This window comes from Desulfogranum mediterraneum DSM 13871 (assembly GCF_000429965.1).
In the GTDB taxonomy this organism is placed as follows: domain Bacteria; phylum Desulfobacterota; class Desulfobulbia; order Desulfobulbales; family Desulfobulbaceae; genus Desulfogranum; species Desulfogranum mediterraneum.
Window position 1 is genome coordinate 90,246 of record NZ_AUCW01000012.1, and the last position, 19,205, is coordinate 109,450.

The window sequence follows — 19,205 nt, forward strand, 5'->3', positions numbered from 1 at the left end:
CCTGGCGACGCGCACCAGCTCAAGGCACTGCTGCCAGTCAAACTCACCCAGGCACTCCGATTCCTTGAGGATCATCCCCCAACCAGCCACTGCCGCGGCAAAGCCGAAGGCGTCCGAGGTCTCTGCCAGCTCCCGCTCCTGAAGCGCGAGGCTCTGGCTGAGCTCCAACAAACAGCTGCTGCCCGGCTCCTTATAGCGAAGCCGCACGGTGAACAGCTCCTGACCCTTGCCCGCAGCCGAGGACTGGGGCTGCTGATACTTGAGTCTGTCCAGCTGGGGCACAGCCCCGTGCCCAGCCGGGATCAGTTCGTAGAGGGCGGTCACCCTGTAACTGATCCCGAGCTCACCGGCAGCCTTGCTGTCATCGGTGAAATCCTCGGTGGCCAAGGCCCGGTTCTCGGAACCGATCATCGGTAGGCGTCGACCAGGGTGGGGGTGAATTCCACCTGGATCTTGACATCAGAGGCCAGGGTAAAGAGGGTGCCGCGGATCTCCTTGACCAGGACCTTCTGGAGCTCCAATGGGGAGTCAATATAGACGTAGTTGCCGTTCTCTCAAATATCTCGCACATTATTCACTCCTTTTCCATCATTTATCCTGACCGCTCACACTGTCTGCCAGAATCTCCATGGTATCGTCGTGGTAGTTGCCCATGCCAAAGCCAAGCAGTGTCAGTTAGATGCCGCCCTGATGCTGCTCTCCAGTCAGCCGTTTCAGCTCACCCCTGCTGGGGCCCCCCACATTAAAGTCACCGTCCGAGGCCAGGATGACCCGGTTGTTGCCCTGGGACAGGTATACCTGGCTGGCCAGCTGACAGGCGGTGCGGATTCCCTGGGTGGCATGGCTGGAGCCTCCCGGAGGAACGCTGGTCGATGGCCTCTAAGATCTTTTCCTGCTGATCCCCACTGGTGGGCGGCAGTACCACCCGCTCTGAGCCGGCATAGGATTCGGCCACCATTTATGCCAACAGGTACGATCTGCGGACAAATAAAACTGCTGCTCCTTGATATGATTTTCCATTACAGGGGTGCCGCCCAGAAGATCGATCTTCGCTACAGCTCTTCCTTAAGAAAACATCAGTAGACGGAGATACACGATGCAAGGAGCTAAACCGGCATGCTGGTCATGCCCGTTGGAGATTTGAACCTGATCAGACCCTGCCGACCAGCTAAAAATAAGCTTGCTTTTTAAGCGCATATAAACGTAACCTTCACTATACATCAGTAAGACTTAATATCTAACCAAACAGGAGGGCTCAGATGAAACAAAAGAGTAGTGGTTTTCTTAAAAATATCTCTCTGGGAAAGAAATTACTATTTGCCTTCCTGGCGGTCGGCGTCATTCCCTTTGTGACCATAAGCATCATCACTCTCCAGAAATCAAGTGAAGCGCTCTCGACCTTATCCTTCAATCAAATGGAGATGGTTCGGGAGATAAAAAAATCCCAGCTGGAACGTTTTTTTGATGAACGCCAAGGTGATATGGCGGTGTTACTGGAAACCGTCCAGGCCTTGACAGCGGCTGCAGAAGAAAAACTGGCAAGCATTCAAGAACTGAAAACAAATCAGGTGGAGGAATACTTCTCTTTACTCAAGAGGCAGTTGAGGGTGCTCAAGGATGAGCCCTTTATCAGGGGCGCCCTTCAGGCCTTTGATAAATCATACCAAATGTCCGGCAAGGCCCTGACTCCCGAGTATATGCGACTTGCCCGGGAATACGACCCGCGCATGCAGCTCATCATGAAGGAGTATGGCTGGTATGATATCTTCCTGATCCCGGCCGACGGCACAGTGGTCTACAGCGTGGCCCGGGAAGCTGATTTAGGCATGAGTATCCCAAACAGTGCGCTGAAAGACGCTGGTCTGGGCAAGGCTTTTTTCAAGACCCTTAAGGCGGCGCCTGCTGAGGTTATCATGGCCGACTTTGAACCCTATGCCATTTCCAACGGCAAACAGGCAGCCTTCATGATGACCCAGATCCATGATGATCAGGGCAGCTTACTAGGGGTACTCGCCTTCCAGGTACCGATTGACAAGAGCAATCAAATTGTCCAGCAACGCAAAGGCATGGGTGAAACAGGAGAAACCTATCTCGTTGGAAAGCATGAGGGTAAAACCTCCTTTAGAAGCGACATGCAAACCATGGGAAACGGCGCCTATGTTGTCGGCTACGAGATGTCTACCCCGTATATAGAGGCGGCCTTATCGGGAAAGAGGGGCATAAATTTCTTCAGCGACAGCACCGGCCAGTTGAATATAGTTGCCTACAATCCACTTCGGATCGACGACGTGACCTGGGCCTGCATTTCAAAGATACAGCTCGAAGAGGCGATAAAAAACAAGATAAACAGCGCAGAGGACGATTATTTCAGCAAGTATATCAAAAAATATGGCTACGACGACCTCTTCCTGATCGACCCTGACGGCGAGGTCTTCTACTCGGTGGCCAGAGAGCCTGATTACGGAACCAACATGATCAACGGTGCCTACGCAGATTCCGGCCTGGGCAAACTCACCCGAAAAGTTCTTGCAACAAAGGCTTACGGCATCGCTGATTTCGCCCCCTATGCACCCAGCAACGATCAGCCTGCAGCCTTTATCGCCCAACCGATCTTGGCTCAGGGTGAAGTCAAGATGATCGTTGCCATGCAGCTTTCCCTGGAATCCATCAATGCCATCATGAAACAACGCACCGGCATGGGCAAGAGTGGGGAAACCTACCTGGTCGGTGCGGATAAACTCATGCGATCAGACAGCTACCTTGACCCGAAAAACCACACAGTCACAGCCTCTTTTGCCAATCCCGGCCTGGGCGCAGTCAACACCCTTGCATCACAGGCGGCATTGACAGGAGCCACTGACACCCAGATCATAGAGGATTATAACGGCAACCCGGTATTAAGCGCCTATGCCCCCTTAAGCGTTGACGACATCAACTGGGCCATCATTGCTGAAATTGATGAGTCAGAGGTCTTTTCAGCCATCACGACCCTGAAAAAGGCGTCCAACATTATCGGCGCTACAGGTGTTGGGATCATTATCCTGGTTGCCCTCTTCTTATCCAAGATGATCGTAAGGCCGGTACAACACGTCGTCGACAACCTCACCGAACTTGCCCAGGGCGAAGGTGACCTCACGGTTCGACTTTCGGTCAACAGCGGTGATGAGATCGGCCAGCTTTCGCTCAGGTTCAATCAGTTCATCGAAAAGTTGCAGGGAATGATAACAGACATAACAGGTGGGGTCGGTACCTTGTCCTCGTCTTCCACAGAGCTGTCTGCCATCTCTGAACAGCTTTCTTCGTCGGCAGATACCACCTCCGGCAACGCCAGCATGGTTGCCACGGCCGTGGAGGAGATGTCCGCCAACCTGAGCAGTGTCTCTGCCGCAATGGAAGAGTCCTCGACCAACACCAACATGGTCAGCGCTGCCTCAGAGGAAATGTCGGCAACCATCGAAGAGATTGCCAGGAATGCCGAAACAGCCCATTCAGTATCAACCAAAGCGGTAAGCCAGTCTGAGAAGGCCTCTCAAAAAATGGCACACCTCGGGGCCGCGGCCCAGGAGATCAGCAAGGTGACAGAGGCTATTACCGAGATTTCCGAACAGACCAACCTCCTTGCACTCAACGCCACCATCGAGGCCGCTCGAGCCGGAGAGGCGGGTAAAGGCTTTGCCGTGGTAGCCAACGAGATAAAGGACCTGGCACAACAGACCTCTGAGTCCACCCTCTCCATCCGCACCCAGATTGAAGACATTCAGGCGTCCACCGGCACAACGGTTAAGGAGATTGAGGAGATAAGCGCTGTCATCATCGAGGTCAATGAAGTCATAGCCACCATTGCCTCAGCCGTTGAAGAACAGACAGCAGCGACCAGAGAGATATCAGACAATATCTCCCAGGCCTCCCAGGGGATTGCCGAGGTGAATGAGAATGTTGCGCAAAGCTCTACGGTTGCGGATGATGTGACCAAGGAAATCTCCATGGTGAATAACTCTTCACAGGAGATGAGCATCAGCAGCTCCCAGGTACGTGAAAGCGCGACAGAACTATCACAGCTTGCGGAGAGTCTCAATGAAATGGTGAAAAGATTTAAGGTCTGAACAACACATTAGCTGAGAACGAGCCGAACAAGCCTGCAACCCTCATGCTTGAGGATTGCAGGCTTCCTTTTTTTCAGCCCCTGGAACGGCAGTAAAAACGCAGGATCCTGCCTCAGGCTGCAGGCCGGGCTGGCCAGCCCACCCTTCGCTCGGGCTCGGCCTAGCGCCAGATCCACTCGGTCTTCAGATCCAGCACCTTTTCCTGTTCAAAGAATACGGTCTCATTGCCGTCAAACTCTCCAAAGGGGAGGTACCAGAGGACCACGGAGACGGTGAGTTCATCCTCCACCAGTTCCCTCCGCAGCCCGGTCCCCTTCTTCAGCTCTTCAAAGGGGTAGGTAATCTCAAGGGTCTTATGGACACGTGCCAGGGGAGGGATGCTCGTCTCCCTGAGCAGGCCGCTCTTTTCATAGGGCCCCCTGCCCATCTCCTTGCCTAGGCCGAGACGTCCGGGGTAGGTCAGCCGTCGGGGATGCCATGACCACTCTTGTTGTAGATCTCGACATCGATGATCCCGATGGGCAGCACCCCCTGTTCCCTGTTTTTCCGCCAGAACAGGGAGCGGCCCTCTACCTTGACGTCCAGCGCCATCGCAACCATGGTCTCATCGCGGTAGGACTGGATGTCATGCCCCAGGCCGGACCTATGCATGTGGCACTCCTGGCAGGTCTCACTGCCGTCAACTCGCTCAAGCAGGAGTTGCGATCCGGGATCACGGATGTGGCCTTTCTGCTCCTCGATGCCATCCACGAGGCTGACCTGAAGAGCGAGGTCCTTGGTTTTGTCAAGCTGCTCTTTATCTGTTCGCCTGATTCGAAGCTGAGCACAGGGAAGATGGTCCGGCTGAAGGATATGGAGCAGCAGACCCTGCTCCTGCCCAAGTATGACTGCCGCTATCAGTCCACCTTTGTACGGGATCTGGCAGAGTTGAAGGTGGCCCCTGCCGCCATCCTGGAGCTCAACAGCATTGAAACCATCAAGGCCTGCGTGGAACAGGGTGTCGGGATAAGCTTCCTCCCGGAGATGGCTGTAGAGGAAGCGCTGCGGCAGGGGCGCCTTGCCAGCTTCGAGATCGATGACAAACAGATGGAAACCGCCATCCTGATGATCCTGCACAAGAACAAGTGGCTGTCGCCCTCCATGGAGGCCTTTATCCGGGAGGTCAAGGCCTGCTTCGCCTGAACCGGCAGGAGGAGGCGCAGGGCAGACCAGTTCAACCGGCTTCAGCCAGACAGCGACGCGTGCTGCGCCGCTTCCTCTAGCCCTTCACCTCCAGGAACAGGCTACCCATCTTACATCATCTCCAAGGGGCCACTCCGCTGGATGGCATCGATTATTCGACCTCTTCGATCTGCCTCCGGAACCTGCGCAGCAGATCGTCTCTTATGGTTGCGGCATCGATGAGATAGATGTCCTGTGGAAAGAGCAGATTAATGACCCCGCTATCAAAGAGCCGCCGGACTTCATACTCGTTGTGGGCAACATCGCGTTGATAGGTGTAATTGAGGAAGCTCTTGTTGGTATGGATGATAAATTCAACCCGCATGCCTCCCATCCGGGCGAAAAATTTCAGCATCGGCGTTTTAGTGCAGCTCCCGGTGTTCCCCTCGACAAGGGTACCATTTTCCAGGGTATCGGAGACATCTTCCAGGGTCAGGAAAGAGCCTGCCCGGGTTGCGCTTTCAACCAGATATCTCTGAAAAACTCGTACCTCTCTGATGCTGTCCAGGACGCCCATCAAGCCTAGCTCGTCGGCAACCGCGATGTCTGGATTCTCCTCGCCCTTTCTCAGGAGCTTTAATATCTTGGCAACAGGCTCTTTCTTACGCACCATGACGTAGATGGGGATTTTGTTCTTATCCCAATAAAACCAGAGGCGGTTGACCAGGGTTCTTTTGGTACGGGGCTCCGCAGGCAGAGCAGCTGCCTGCTCCCAGGGGAAGACGGCAACCTCGCTGCAGGAAAAATCCTCGGCTGAATGGCGGCTTAACAAAAAGGAGGGTTCTCTTTCTCCTATCTTGGCCTCCTGGCTCCACACATAGGCGTTGAGAAAGTCGAGGAAGCGGCCAAATTTTTGTTCTATTTCGGTTTCCCTTTCCCGCTGTTCAATGGCAGCGGTCAGGCTCATCAGCACCAGCTTGCGTTTAGCTTCGAAGCGTGCCTTCTTATGGTACCTGTCATCAAAGGGAATAAGCAGAAGCTCCACCGGATTGTTGATCGTGTCAACCTTGCTGTTCATCTCGAAATATGATGCATATGGGGCAAGCACGGATTGTTGCATATAGCGGATCACGCTGTCAGCAGTCCTGGAGTAGTTGGCAATAATGGCCGCGAACTCCTGCGGTGTGCCTTCAAGGGCGAACATCTTGCCAAGCAGTTCATAGGCCCGTTGGCTGGTCGCCGACCGGCTTTCTTTATCCTGGATAAGATGCTGGATGTCGCCAAAGGAATTCACATTGAGAAATTCAAATATTTGATCACGAACGATCCGGTATCGAGTGGTCATCCGGGAGCCCCTGAGCCTGCGGGTGAGGAGACGACTATAGGGGGAAAAATGACTCAACCGGGGCGACACCTCTTCTGTCGCGAATGGCCCGCACTGATCCAACACCCTGAAGATATTATCTTTTTTCGTGACTTGTTCCATAGATGACAGATCCTTGTTGTACTCATGGTTGATGAAAGGTTCTCAGCTGTTCTCCGGATAGAACACTAACCGTATTGTATATCGGGCTTTCTTGATCATCTCTGTGCAGGGTCCAGGCCAGGGTCCACGGGGCCAGTTATTTCATCTCCGCCGCTCTCCTCTCCAGCTCTCAATAGATTCTGCACGCCAGTTTACCATGGGGATGCAGCAAAGGTGAGCCTTAATTTTATACGGAAAATCAAGGGGTGTCAAATGAGCCCCGATCGACACGGGCCGTTATCCTGCCGAGCCTATCCTCCAAATAAAGGGGTGCCTGATCCTGGCAGGTGGGGCCTCTCCTTGAGTTCCACCCTCTTCTGCTCCGGACGAAGCCAATGGTGGGCAGTAGCCGGCTCGGTGCGTATGGAAAATTTCCTTGATTTATCTGATCCGGGTTGATACCCTCGAGCCATGAAAAATCATTTCATCTTACAGACACTTCTCCTTTCATGGCGGCGCTCTATCTCATAGAGCGGCGTTGATGCACATCTATTCAAAAGCCGTCGGAAGACTGCTTATGAATATCGTACATATGCCTCCGATGGCCAACCACGGAGTCATACCATGCACCAGCACTCAGCCCTCAAAACCAAGCCTGATCTTCAGCAAGAAAAAATCTTAACCGGCGATAGAGCAACAGGACAGTTGCACCTGGGCCATTTTATCGGTTCATTACAACAGAGGGTGGCATTACAGCATCAACACCGCCAGACCATCCTGGTTGCGGACCTGCAAGGCCTTACCGACAACGGACATCAGCCCCATAAGGTATCGTCGAACATCTTGAATGTGGTCGCAGATTATCTGGCGGTGGGCATAGATCCCTCCAAGACGACCATCTGTCTCCAATCTGCGATCCCTGCCCTGGCGGAACTGACCATGTACTACGCCAACCTGGTCTCTGTTTCCAGGTTGGAAAGAAACCCCACGGTGAAGAATGAAATTCTCAGCAAATCATTCGGCAGGGCAATACCAGCGGGCTTCTTAACCTACCCCATCAGCCAGGCTGCAGATATTACCGCCTTCCGGGCCACCTTGATCCCGGTGGGCGACGATCAGTTACCGATGATTGAACAGACCAACGAGATTGTCAGAAAAGTAAACACCATTGCCCAGGATGAAATCTTACTCGAATGCAAGCCGCTGCTCAGCAAGACGCCGCGCCTGCCAAGCACTGACGGCAAAGGCAAGATGTCGAAGAGCATGGGCAACTGTATCTTGCTGAGCTCAAGTGAAAAGGAGATTTCCCGGGCCGTAAAATCGATGTTTACGGACCCCCATCATCTCAGAGTTGAAGACCCCGGCCGGGTAGAGGGCAACGTGGTCTTTACCTACCTGGACGCCTTTCACCCTGACGTAGGCCATGTCAGGGAACTCAAACAACAGTATCAGGAGGGGGGTTTGGCAGATGGCACCACCAAGAAGATACTTGAAGAATGCCTCCAGGAGATCCTGAAACCCGTCAGGGAGCGGAGGGAACGCTTTATTAGCGACAAGTCACAGCTGATCGAAATATTAAAAAACGGGAGTGATAAATCCCGACAGGAGGCAAATCAGGTACTCGACAGGGTGAAGCAGGCCTTTGGCCTTGATCTCTTTCAACCTGCCTAAGGGAAACCAGGAAAGCAGCCCCGGCTTGAGGAACAGGACCGGGGCAACAGAAAAAGGGGCACAGCCCCCTTGAACCTTTACGATAAGCGTTCAAGAGCCAACCTGCTTAGAGTTGAGCAGATCATAAACCATAAAGGGAGTTGCATCCTCCCTCCAGACGAGCAGGGAGTCGTTTCGCTAGAGAACGCGCCAGGTATGGGGATTCTTTTTGTTCTGGATGATCTGCTCGTTTTTTTGGCAGAGTTCTTCAACTCTCTCCTGGCTCAGCGTGGTACCGTCCATGATGGCCCGGGTGCTGCGGAAGGCGTACTTGGAATCTCGGATAAAGGTGATGATTCTGGCCGAGTCCCGCTTGAAGGTGTACTTTTTATGAAGCCAGGGGAAGATCAACGAGACCGTAGCGATCAGCACACCGATCAAGATCGCCTCAAAGTAATCAGACATAGTATTCTCCTCGTATTGCACGGATGAGGATTCTTTGCCCGCCTCGGGCAAAGAATCAGCTGCCGGCTGGACTCAGTCAAGGACGCTGTCAGCCGTCTTCCCCGCTGGCTCAGCGCTGAATCTGCGAAGGTGGTGGGTAGTAGGCCTTGATAAGGCCTTGATGATCCGGGGGTAACTCAATGCCAGATCGTGGTAAACACACCTTCGATCTTCCGGGCATTGTCGCGGGCCGACTCCAAGCTGTGCGCCGGGTCCGGAAAAAGATCGAGCACCGCCATCTGCTCAGCGTAGCCGGCCTGCAGAAAAAGCTCAAGGATCGAGCTGGTCCGGGTGGTTTTGCCGGAGTTGAGCTCACCGGAAAGCAGGGTCTGCCGGTTGAGCTACTCTTCAATCCCGGAGTCCATCATCAGCTGATCCCGAATGTGCTCAGCAGGAAGCGCACCGCCAGAAAGGAGGTCACCAGCAGGGTGAGCACCCCCATCAGATTGAGCAGGGCTGAATTCCGCGACCTGCCGCCCGACCGGTTGAGCAGGTAGAGAATGATGCCGAGGATCAGGGGGGTGCCGGTCAGGCCCAGAGCCAGCATCAGGGGAAGGAGCAGAAAAAAGCTGCCCTTTACAAAGGGCCCGAGCATGCTCAACAGACAGCCGGCAAAGACCGCTCCTGCAAAGCGCCGGTCCCGGACATCCAGCTGCCAGCCCATCTTGTCTGAGAGAAAATAAGCCCCGGCCATGAAGGTGGGAGAGAGGGTGGAGAGGGTTGCGCTCCACAGCCCGATCATGAAGATCTTCATGGCGCTGTCTCCCAGCAGCGGTTTAAGGGCCAGGGCCGCGTCGGTTGCCCGCTTGACGGCGATCCCATTGGGATGGAGCACGGCTGCCGCCACCAGGAAGATGGCCACGCTGTAGAGCCCAAAGGCCAGCCCCATGGAGGAGAAGGTGTCGAAACGGGCCAGCGGCAGGTCTGCCGCCCCCCATCCCCGGGCGTTGGTGTTATAGGTATGCATGCCGATGATGGTGATATGAACGGCGCCGCCCATGATAGCGGCCATCATCAGGGCTGCGTCCATGCCCCCGGGAAGATTGGGAATCAGCCCGCCGACAATGGCCGCTGCAGAGAGGTCTGCCATGAAGAGGGTACCCACAAAACAGGCCACCACAAAGGTCACCAGCAGCTTGCAGAGGGTTTCAAATTTCCGGTACCCCTTACGCACCAGAAAGAGAGAGATCACAATCCCGTAGACGACGCCCCAGTAGGGGCTATCCAGGCCGGTGATCAGGGAGGTGATCCCGGAGAGCGCGTTCATCAGGACCATGGCGGCCAGCCAGGTGGCCAGGAGGGCGTCCATGGTCAGGACCCATGCCCAGCACTTTCCCAACCGCTCTTCGGTGGCCCGAATAATGCCCCTGCCCTCCAGGATACCCACCCGGGCAGCCAGATACTGGGCAGTGCTGCCGAATACCGCGCTGAGGAGCACAACCCAGAGCATCTTGTAGCCATAGGTCGAACCGGCTATGGCTACACTGGCCAGGGTCGCCGGCCCGCAGGCCACGGCGCTGATGATCCAGGCAGGCCCCATCTCTCTTAGCTGGTGGCAGTATTTCCCCAACGTCGCCCTCTCCTCTTGCTCAGCTTTGAGGGAAAGGGTAACGGCTTTTCCGGTCTTCATGACAATCTCCTTTTGTATGCACAGCGATGTTCACGCCGGCGGCACGGTCGAAGGGAGCGGGGAAGGCTTTGTGAGCTGGAGGAGAAGAGATTCCGGCGGGAAAAGCGATCTCCGAATTCCCTGCGACAGTATGAACTGTATCAGGTTCGATGGGTATGATCTCAGCCCTGCAGCTCGTGCAGAACACCCCAATCGGAATGAGCGACTCCTAGTGAGTTATGAGAAAAAAAGCAAATTGTTTTTTCCTCTTAGCCACAAACACGCTGTGTGCCATCCACTCTCGGCCGACCCGACCTTGGGAGCAGCCGGCCCACCAGCCCCGGTTGGTTGCTCTCCCCAACCAGAGGACCATCTCGCCCTTTTTCAGAGAATCCTGGCCGACCTCTAAAAAGCGATTGAAATAAAAAATAAGAGTGGTACCCTCTCTTCCGTTTTTCTCGCCTGACCGACCATGCCTCCAGACCCTGGCCCGACCGGATATTGCCTTGCCGGACCGCAGCCTGTGCTCCTCGGTTGAAAAGATCATCTTTCAATTTGGAGTTATCCCCAATGTCACGATTTCCTCTTCCCCCTGCCGTCTCCTTTTCCCCTGCCCTGCTGACCACCCTGCGTGAAGGCTACACCCGCCAGGGCCTACTCCGCGATATCGGTTCCGGCATCACGGTGGGGATCGTCGCCCTTCCCCTGGCCATGGCCTTTGCCATCGCCTCGGGCACCACCCCTGATCGTGGCATTTTCACCGCCATTGTGGCCGGATTCCTGATCTCGGCCCTGGGTGGCTCCCGCTTTCAGATCGGCGGCCCCACCGGGGCCTTTGTGGTGATCGTCTCCAGTGTGATTGCCCGCCACGGCTATGAAGGCCTGGTGGTGGCCACCTTACTGGCCGGTTTTTTTCTGATCCTGATGGGCATCTTTCGCTTCGGCAAGCTGCTGCAGTTCATCCCCTATCCGGTCACCACCGGCTTCACCGCCGGGATTGCGGTCTTCATCTGCTCTTCCCAGCTCAAGGATTTCTTCGGCCTCTCCATGGACCAGGTGCCCAGCGCCTTCCTTGACCGGGTTGTCGCCTGCGGCCTTGCCCTGCCGACCTTCTCTTCCCCGGCACTGACCACGGCCCTGGTAACCCTGCTTGCCATGATCATGGTCCGCAAATACGTCCCCCGGGTCCCGGCCCATATTGTGGGCATTGTCTGCGGTTCCCTGCTGGCCTGGATCCTGGGAATGGAGGTGGAAACCGTTGGCTCCAGGTTCGGCGGCATCCCTGCAGACCTTCCCCATTTCAACCCGCCTGCAGACTTCATGACCATTGTCGGCGATGTCCTTCCCGAGGCCCTGACCATCGCCGTCCTGGCCGGGGTCGAATCCCTGCTCAGCGCCGTGGTCGCCGACGGTATGACCGGAGAGCGCCATGACTCCTCCACAGAGCTGATTGCCCAGGGCATCGCCAACATAGGGTCGGTGCTCTTTGGCGGCATTCCAGCCACCGGGGCCATCGCCCGGACCGCGACCAACATCCGCGCCGGTGGCCGCACCCCTGTGGCCGGCATGGTCCATGCCCTCACCCTGACCCTCTTCATCGTCTGCTGTGCGCCCCTGGCCTCCCACATCCCCTTGCCGAGTCTGGCCGCCGTGATGGTGGTAGTGGCCTGGGACATGAGCGAATTCCAGCGATTCTGCCGCCTCTTCCATGCCCCCAAGTCCGACTCACTGGTCCTGGTGATCACCTTTCTGCTCACCGTCTGTGTGGATTTAACCGTGGCCGTACAGGTTGGGGTCGTGCTGGCGGCCATGCTGTTCATGCGCCGGATGAGTGAGTTGAGCAGCGTTCAACTCGTCTCCCCCGGCGATGAAGACAAGAGTGCTGCCCGCCCCCGGATCGGCGACGCCAGGGTGGTCTGCTACGAGATTGACGGGCCCTTTTTCTTTGGCATGGCCCGCCGCTTTGTGGAGGTGATGCACTTCACCCGGGATACCCCGGACGTGCTGGTACTGCGGATGCGCCGGGTCCCCAGCATTGACGCCACCGCCATCGAGTCGCTGGAGAGCGTGATCAAGAATGTTCGCGACAAGGGCATGCAGGTACTGTTCACCGGAGTCAACGCTTCGGTACGCGCCTCTCTAAAAAAGATGGGAACCGAAGAGCTGATCGGCGCAGAAAACATCTTCGACCATTTTGAGCAGGCCATGGCAGTGCTCCGGCAACACCCTCCGGAGAACAGCAGCAGCTGTCATGAGGCTCACACCTTGAGCAAACTCCCTGCACATTGAAGCGGCAGGCGACATCTATCCTGGCATAGGGGGGGGAAAGGGCCCGGGAAACTCTGGAGCCTACGGACCAGAGGGAAGAGCTCTGCAAAAATCTGCCCCTCCTCATGCATCTGCGGGACAGGGCTGGGGCCAAAATCGAACGGCCAGCCCTGGTATTTCATCAGCCGTTCTTTATCGACAGGGTAAGAGAGCTCGCTCCCTTTCGCCGCCCAAACCAGGTTCCTGACCATATGATTCAGGCTACCATGAAAGTTGCTTTTTCTACCGATCCCTTGGTTATAGTTGGAAATTTTACCATTGGGATATCCGTTGGATGGCTGCGACAAAATACCCTTCATGCCCCAGAGGCTGCGCTTAGCTGATCTTGATCGAGAAATCTCCTTGTTCACAGTACCCTTTAGCCGGACGGGATCAGCTTCGGGCGGCTAAAATCGATCACAAGGCACCATTCCTGCCCGACTGAGCACCCCTTGTCGGGCCAGGGGATGTGCGCCACCCCCCGATTATCACCTCCGGCAACGTTCCTGCCAAACAGGATAACATCCTGAGACATGCCCTTCCGATACTGTCCGACCATGCGGGCCGCGCGTTAAGAACCTCCCGCGTGCTCTGGATATTCCGGCTGTTCTGGACATTCCGGTTGTCAGCACCTTCTGAGCCCTCCCTTAAGTTTGAAATCTGAATCAGATTCCCTGGATTATTGGACACTCCTCTTTCTCCCTGCTCTTTCTGCTCACAGCGCGTTACCCAGTGAGCGCTTTTGCACGGCTGGACCACTCTGCATGATCCGAAGCGACCAGCCTTCCCCGCAAGGACGAACCCTATCATAACAACAAGTTAACGAAAAACTAACCTCAACGCAATCTACAGCATCTATACTTGCCTCACCTTAAGGACAATTAAAAAACTTTATAATTTTATACAGTTAAGACCAGGGGTCACTGTCAAGTACATCGTATTACACCTTCCCGCCCTGATCAGCTGACATGTAATGAATCTCGACCGCCCTACAAACCAACAGGATGACCTGACAGGAAATCATTACAAAGAACGCATCCCATTGGCAGGGCAAGAATCAGCCATGCCTGCATCCCGTTAACCTTTTCGACTGAGGACAAAAATGCAACTGATCGATTCAACAAACCTTTTAACGCTTCGAGCTGACGAAATCGCCTATCTGGAAGCGGAGAAAATTTCTGATCCGAAAGCTTTTCTCTCTTTTGCCGAAGGCCTCACCTTAAGCTCTGAAATGCTGGCCTCCGAGCGATGGCAAAACGCGGAAATAGGCCGTGACGACAAGTCAATGTTCGACTTCATCATGGAGGAGATGCTCCCTCATTTCTACAACCTCAACGCACTTAAGGTCTCTGGTGATATCGGAATCGCTATTAGCGGAATCGGCGGATACACCGTTGCTGCTGTCAATGAGCGGGTCCTTGTCATGCAGGGGCTGCCGATAGACCTGGCAAACGGCGACCCTGTCGCTGACTTTGAGATTAGCCCAGATATCTTTCTGGCCTTCTGCCGAGGCTTGCTGCTGGAAGTTTCTGATACGGTTTTAGAGGCAGACGACGAATTTGAAGATCGCCCGATCAGTGACGGCGAACTGATCTTCTACGGCATGCCTGCCGGTGGCTCGGATACCGGCATAACCAGCTCATGCGGCACAAAGACTTCCGTCGGCACCAGTCCCTGTGCCGCTAACACAGGCACCTGCGGAGAAAACATCTCCCTTCCCTCGGCCTGCGCAGCCAATGCCGGGGCCTGCAGCAAAAATGAGGGGGGAGTCAGTGCGTGCGCGGCAAACGCCGGTGCCTGCGGGGCAAAAGGTTCGGTCGGAAGTGCCTGTGCAGCGAACGCAGGCGCCTGCGGGGTGAACACAAGCGTAGGCAGCGCCTGTGCGGCAAAGGCTGCAGCCTGCGGGGCAAAATTGTCAGCTGCGACGGCCTGCGCTGCCAAGGCAGATGCCTGTGGCGCTAAGCTCTCAGCCGGAACCGCCTGTGGAGCCAATGCAGATGCTACCGGTGCAGGCATCAGTGCCGGCTCCGCCTGTGGCGCAAAGGCAAACGCCTGTGGCGTCAAGGTGAAGCCCGCCAGCGTCTGTGGCGCCAAAGCAGGCAGTTGCGGCGTTGATGTCGGCGACCTTTGTCCTGCAAATGCCAGTGCCTGCGGCGTTAACCTGCCTGGCGACATTGTAAGTGCCTGCGCTATAAATATTATACCGCTGCTGCCATCCTGCTAACCTACCCCATGGAAAATAAAACATTAAGGCAGGTGCTGCGTAATGCGGCACTTGCCCACCAACAACGTCTGCGGCGGGCCCAAATCGATGTTCCCCAGGAACGGTTACGCCTCTCGCAATATAATCTTTTTGTTCCCATCACCCAAAAAAGAGGCCTCCTGTTTAACGCCCTCACACGAGCCACGGCTCTGTTGGACAGCAAGGAGTGTTCTCTGCTCATCTCAAGTGTGGAGAAAGGCAGCCTCCAATATCGTGAATTCAACCCTACGCTGATAAAGATCATGGCAGCGGAAGGCTTCATCATATCTGCGGATGTCGATGAGTTAAAGATGGTCCAGAGCATTTACAATGCATTACGCTACGACAAGACAAGCCTCACCCTGACCATCGCACCGACCATGGAGTGTAACTTTGCCTGCAGTTACTGCTTCCAGGGCTTGGACAAAAAACATATCAGTCTGACCTCCAAGACGATTGACGGCATCAAGGGTCTCATTCAGGCCCAGGCTGACGACCTGAAGCACCTCAGCATTACCTGGTACGGGGGAGAGCCACTGCTCAAAACCCCGCTTCTCAAAGAACTTGCCGATGAGCTGATCAATATCTGCCAGGACCATCACATTGACTACTCGTCCACGATAGTGACAAATGGCTACTTCCTGGACGCTGCAACGGCAAGGCAGCTTCTGGAACGTTACTGCAACACTGCTCAGATTACCATTGACGGGACCCAAGCGGTCCACGATGCAATGCGCCCGAAAAAAAACGGCAGGGGAACATACTCTCAGATAATGAGCAATATTGCCGAGGTGTTGACGCAAACCGAGATGAACATCATCATGCGGGTTAATGTCGGCAAAGAAAACCTGGATGAATGCGGTCATCTGCTGACGGAGATTGAAACCAAGAAATTCCACCAGTTCAACAACTTTACTCTCTACTTTGCTCCGATTGACGCCTCTACCCCGGAAAGCGGCAGTGCCTTTGGGGTTCGTCTGGATAAGCAGGATTTCTATCGCCGGATAAACGCCTTTAACAAGAGAGGCCGTACATTGGGAGTGGTCAGCCCTGTTGAAGCTCCGGGCTCTTTCATGGGCATGTGTGTTGCCGCCAAGGATAACGGCTATGTGGTTGCAGCAAACGGTGAACTCCACAAATGCTGGGAGACGATGCATGACACGGTCATGCGCATTGGCAGTCTTCCTGAAAGAGAGAGCAAGACAGATAATCACGCTCTCTGGAAACACTGGACCCCTTTTGACATTCCGGAATGCAGGGAGTGCACAGTTCTGCCCCTATGCGGCGGAATGTGCCCACAACGTTTTGTCTGTTATGGAAAAGGCGGCCAAGGCAGCGTTCCCTGCCCGGAATGGAAGTGGAATGCGGCAGAGCTGATATTCCTGCGTGCCCGGGAAAAGGGTTATGTTACCGACCAGGACTGGGCAGCCGATGAAAACACAGCCCAGGTATCGTTGACAGGGACAGCGCTAAGCCCTCAGGCCTTGGCAGAAAGCCACAGGAGACTCCATTTAAAAGTCACTGCTGATTCAGGGCGATAGGCCAGCAGATGGCTCGATTGTTCAGAAAGTCCTTTCTCAGTCAGTTGCTTCAGCCAAAACAGGTTCTGATCAGCATGCCCGAACGTTCAGCGCCCTTATTTTGGCCATTTTGCCTCGCACTCAGCGGGCTTATGGGGAGCCTGATAATCTGGAGCATTGTCAGCACGGTCAATATAGCCATCGTGGCTTCAGGCATAATGCTGCCGCTTGGAGGAGTCCGAGATATACAATCTCTAAGCTCCGGCATCGTGACAGCACGTCTGGTCACAGGCGGCAACACCGTTAAAGCCGGACAAGTCCTCGCGCATATCCATGAACCCGGGCTTGAGGATGCCTACGCAAGAGCCCGGGAACACTATTCCCTGAAATACAGGGAAATCAGTCTCAAGAGAAAGGCGAGCAACGAGCGCCTGCAGCGTGCGGTGGCGTACCATCAGGCACAGGATGAAGCTCTAAGCAGGGCAATAGAGTTTCTGGTGTCCATCCGGGGTCAGTTCAAACTAAACCTGGAAACCTTCTTTAATCAACAGGAACGATCCTTAAAACTACAAAAGTCCTCCATAGAAAAAATCAGACAGACCTATGCAGAACACCTGCGCAACATGGAAGGACTCCAGAAGAAAAGGGTCATAGACAAGAGCACGCTCATAAAGCATACCTCTCGATTCGACGAGATACTCGGCAAGACCTCAAGGGTCTCAAAAGATTTCAACCAACTGAATATCGATCACAACTCTAAGCATATAGAGCTTGGAGAGATAGAGGAAAAAATTGAGAAATACACCCTGAAAAGGTTGGATAACGACAACACCTTAAAAGAGGCAAAAGACGATTTCAGATCTCGAGAAGTAAAGCTCGAGATCAAGAAGCTGGAAATCTGTCAAAAGCTTTTAGAATCAGAAAAAAAGCTATGGCGCAACCAAAATATCCTGAGCCCTTATGACGGCAAGTTGATCAGCTTCCGCCCCGCTATCGGACATATCGTAAAAACCGGCGAAACCATCGCCTTGTTTGAAATGAAGACGCAATCATCTAAAAAAACGCTGTTCCTGTCTCCGCGTATCCACCAAGGCACCCTTTGCTTACGATATAAAGAGAAAAGTCGACCATTCGCACTCGCCCCTGGCCAACACCCTGCAAGTCAGCTGAAGACACTGGCTAAGGCTATCGACAGCTGGCTACCGGAGATCGCTGTAACCATAGGGGCAAGCCCGGGAAGCCTGGTTTTTGAAGGCGATATTGCCCCGCTCAGGTTGACCGAGAGATCACTGTACGATGAAGACCACTTCCCTGTCTTTGCCGACCTGATCACCGTGGGAGACAACTGGCAGCAGAGTCAGTTACTCAACATGGCAATAGTGCAGAGCCGGCAGATAAGAAGAATTGAAGTTGGCTCCAAGGTTCTCATCAAACCCGATTACGAACGGAGTTTACTCGGCGCCCAGGTAAGCGGCGAAGTCATGGAGGTGGGTGAATACTCTGTGACACGGCTGGAAATTGAAGCGTTGATCGGCAGCTCCGAACTGGCAGAGACGGTCTCATCAGGTCAATACGGCTACCTGGTTCTGAGCCGACTGCTTCAAGATAATGCGGGAAATCACCTATGGATCGGCGGACAGCCAAGCCGCGAACTCAAAGCTGCCACCAAGACCAGCAGCCAATTTATCGTCGGAAAAGAACGCCCTTTCAACCTGATTGTTCCCTTTATCCATGACATCTTCACAGGCAAACTGTTTGCCCGTCTCAACCAAAAGACAACCACCACCTCCGGAGCGAGATGATGAAGCCGGCGGAAACAGAGGACATAGCGAGCAGACTGGACCTACACCTCCTCAAGCTGTTCAGCAGGGAGCAACACCCTGTTCAGCTCCGCCAACAACTGATGAACACAACAGCGGAAATTGCTGTATCCCCATTCTCTTTGGCCAATCAGGGCTTTCTTGACCCTAGCTGCCGGGAAGAAGATGAAAGGGCGATTGTCAACCTGATCGATTACACCTTTGAGCGTTTTTTCCTGCCTTCAATGCCTCCCAGCCAGGTCTATCGCTACGTTTGCGACGCTGAAAAGACGCTGCACTATCAGAGCAGCGACGTGGAGCAGAATAAACCGCTGCTCCTGGAGTCTGTTCATCATCATATGGTTTTTTCCTATCTCGCCTTAACGGTCCCCATGCTGGCAAAAAACGGGGTCACGGTCAGCAAGGTCATCCTCTTGCACCTACAGCCGGATCTGGACCCCCGGCTCCAACAAATAAGCAGGTCCTTTGCATATACATCCGAAGTTGAATTCGTGGGAGTTCCTTTTAATCGGCACTGGATTCGAAGCTTAAAATCAGAAGTAACAGCACAGAGCCTCATCATCTACATGGGTGATATGCCGGCATCACTCTTCAACACCGAACCCACCCAGACATTGCAACTCACCAGAGAAGCACCTCACCCGCCGTTTACCATTCGCACGGTGACCATTGCATCTCAGCTGGCCAAACACCTTGGAGCTGCACACCACTTTCTGGATTACTCAAGAGACGGAAAAGCCACCTTCCGCCCTGCAGACGCCCATCTGAAGTGCCCATTAACGGACTGGATCTTCTGGCCCGCAATTAATGCTATGTATCTCTGA

Annotated in this window: 11 protein-coding genes, 2 pseudogenes and 1 riboswitch; of the genes and pseudogenes, 8 read left to right on the forward strand and 5 right to left on the reverse strand. The window is 54.5% G+C overall.

What is annotated here, in order from left to right; genetic code table 11:
* Window positions 1–51: 51 nt before the first annotated feature.
* Window positions 52–446, reverse strand: a pseudogene (locus G494_RS27555) (YfbK domain-containing protein); the annotation flags it as partial.
* An 813-nt stretch (window positions 447–1,259) separates the two neighbouring features.
* Here G494_RS27555 and G494_RS25155 point away from each other — a divergent pair.
* Window positions 1,260–4,103: a methyl-accepting chemotaxis protein gene (locus G494_RS25155; protein WP_051305399.1), complete on the forward strand. Its 2,844-nt coding sequence runs from the start codon at window positions 1,260–1,262 to the stop codon at window positions 4,101–4,103.
* Window positions 4,104–4,263: 160 nt separating this feature from the next.
* On the opposite strand, the pseudogene G494_RS27880 reads toward G494_RS25155, so the two are convergent.
* Window positions 4,264–4,781 (reverse strand): annotated as a pseudogene (locus G494_RS27880) (multiheme c-type cytochrome (seleno)protein ExtKL); the annotation flags it as partial.
* On the opposite strand from G494_RS27880, the gene G494_RS21990 reads away from it, so the two are divergent.
* The gene (locus G494_RS21990; protein WP_051305401.1) at window positions 4,749–5,285 is read left to right on the forward strand and encodes a LysR family transcriptional regulator substrate-binding protein; all 537 of its coding nucleotides are present in this window, start codon (window positions 4,749–4,751) and stop codon (window positions 5,283–5,285) included. The pseudogene G494_RS27880 and the gene G494_RS21990 overlap by 33 nt on opposite strands.
* A 151-nt stretch (window positions 5,286–5,436) precedes the next feature.
* Here G494_RS21990 and G494_RS0105100 read toward each other — a convergent pair whose 3' ends face one another.
* Window positions 5,437–6,750 carry a hypothetical protein gene (locus G494_RS0105100; RefSeq protein WP_035245513.1) on the reverse strand — a complete coding sequence of 438 codons (1,314 nt, stop codon included), beginning with the start codon at window positions 6,748–6,750 and terminating at the stop codon, window positions 5,437–5,439.
* A gap of 603 nt (window positions 6,751–7,353) precedes the next feature.
* Here G494_RS0105100 and trpS point away from each other — a divergent pair.
* Entirely contained in the window at window positions 7,354–8,400 is a 1,047-nt protein-coding gene (gene trpS, locus G494_RS0105105) for a tryptophan--tRNA ligase (protein WP_028583666.1), read from the forward strand.
* Window positions 8,401–8,577: 177 nt separating this feature from the next.
* On the opposite strand, the gene G494_RS0105110 is transcribed toward trpS, so the two are convergent.
* Both G494_RS0105110 and G494_RS21995 read right to left on the reverse strand, forming a co-directional pair.
* Window positions 8,578–8,844: a hypothetical protein gene (locus G494_RS0105110; RefSeq protein ID WP_028583667.1), complete on the reverse strand. Its 267-nt coding sequence runs from the start codon at window positions 8,842–8,844 to the stop codon at window positions 8,578–8,580.
* 406 nt (window positions 8,845–9,250) lie between these two features.
* Entirely contained in the window at window positions 9,251–10,513 is a 1,263-nt protein-coding gene (locus tag G494_RS21995) for an NRAMP family divalent metal transporter (RefSeq protein ID WP_051305402.1), read from the reverse strand.
* Between the two features lie 99 nt (window positions 10,514–10,612).
* Window positions 10,613–10,714, reverse strand: a riboswitch (TPP riboswitch).
* Window positions 10,715–11,062: 348 nt separating this feature from the next.
* Between G494_RS21995 and G494_RS22000 the strand changes: the two genes are divergently transcribed.
* The 5 genes from G494_RS22000 (at window position 11,063) to G494_RS0105155 (ending at window position 19,205) form a co-directional block, all read left to right on the forward strand.
* Window positions 11,063–12,781: a SulP family inorganic anion transporter gene (locus G494_RS22000; protein ID WP_051305403.1), complete on the forward strand. Its 1,719-nt coding sequence runs from the start codon at window positions 11,063–11,065 to the stop codon at window positions 12,779–12,781.
* 1,120 nt (window positions 12,782–13,901) lie between these two features.
* The gene (locus G494_RS0105140; RefSeq protein ID WP_028583671.1) at window positions 13,902–15,023 is read left to right on the forward strand and encodes a hypothetical protein; all 1,122 of its coding nucleotides are present in this window, start codon (window positions 13,902–13,904) and stop codon (window positions 15,021–15,023) included.
* An 8-nt stretch (window positions 15,024–15,031) separates the two neighbouring features.
* Window positions 15,032–16,582: a radical SAM/SPASM domain-containing protein gene (locus G494_RS0105145; RefSeq protein WP_084456430.1), complete on the forward strand. Its 1,551-nt coding sequence runs from the start codon at window positions 15,032–15,034 to the stop codon at window positions 16,580–16,582.
* A gap of 8 nt (window positions 16,583–16,590) precedes the next feature.
* Window positions 16,591–18,363: a putative HlyD family type I secretion protein gene (locus G494_RS0105150; protein WP_028583673.1), complete on the forward strand. Its 1,773-nt coding sequence runs from the start codon at window positions 16,591–16,593 to the stop codon at window positions 18,361–18,363.
* Window positions 18,360–19,205, forward strand: coding sequence for a hypothetical protein (locus G494_RS0105155; RefSeq protein ID WP_153305766.1), 846 nt, complete (start codon window positions 18,360–18,362; stop codon window positions 19,203–19,205). Before G494_RS0105150 ends, G494_RS0105155 begins: the two co-directional genes overlap by 4 nt.

Coding starts and splice junctions, on each gene's coding strand:
- G494_RS21990 (WP_051305401.1), top strand. CDS start 4,749: ATGCATGTGGCACTCCTGGCAGGTCTCACTGCCGTCAACTCGCTCAAG.
- G494_RS0105155 (WP_153305766.1), top strand. CDS start 18,360: ATGATGAAGCCGGCGGAAACAGAGGACATAGCGAGCAGACTGGACCTA.
- G494_RS25155 (WP_051305399.1), top strand. CDS start 1,260: ATGAAACAAAAGAGTAGTGGTTTTCTTAAAAATATCTCTCTGGGAAAG.
- trpS (WP_028583666.1), top strand. CDS start 7,354: ATGCACCAGCACTCAGCCCTCAAAACCAAGCCTGATCTTCAGCAAGAA.
- G494_RS0105110 (WP_028583667.1), bottom strand. CDS start 8,844: ATGTCTGATTACTTTGAGGCGATCTTGATCGGTGTGCTGATCGCTACG.
- G494_RS0105100 (WP_035245513.1), bottom strand. CDS start 6,750: ATGGAACAAGTCACGAAAAAAGATAATATCTTCAGGGTGTTGGATCAG.
- G494_RS0105140 (WP_028583671.1), top strand. CDS start 13,902: ATGCAACTGATCGATTCAACAAACCTTTTAACGCTTCGAGCTGACGAA.
- G494_RS21995 (WP_051305402.1), bottom strand. CDS start 10,513: ATGAAGACCGGAAAAGCCGTTACCCTTTCCCTCAAAGCTGAGCAAGAG.
- G494_RS0105150 (WP_028583673.1), top strand. CDS start 16,591: ATGGCTCGATTGTTCAGAAAGTCCTTTCTCAGTCAGTTGCTTCAGCCA.
- G494_RS22000 (WP_051305403.1), top strand. CDS start 11,063: ATGTCACGATTTCCTCTTCCCCCTGCCGTCTCCTTTTCCCCTGCCCTG.
- G494_RS0105145 (WP_084456430.1), top strand. CDS start 15,032: ATGGAAAATAAAACATTAAGGCAGGTGCTGCGTAATGCGGCACTTGCC.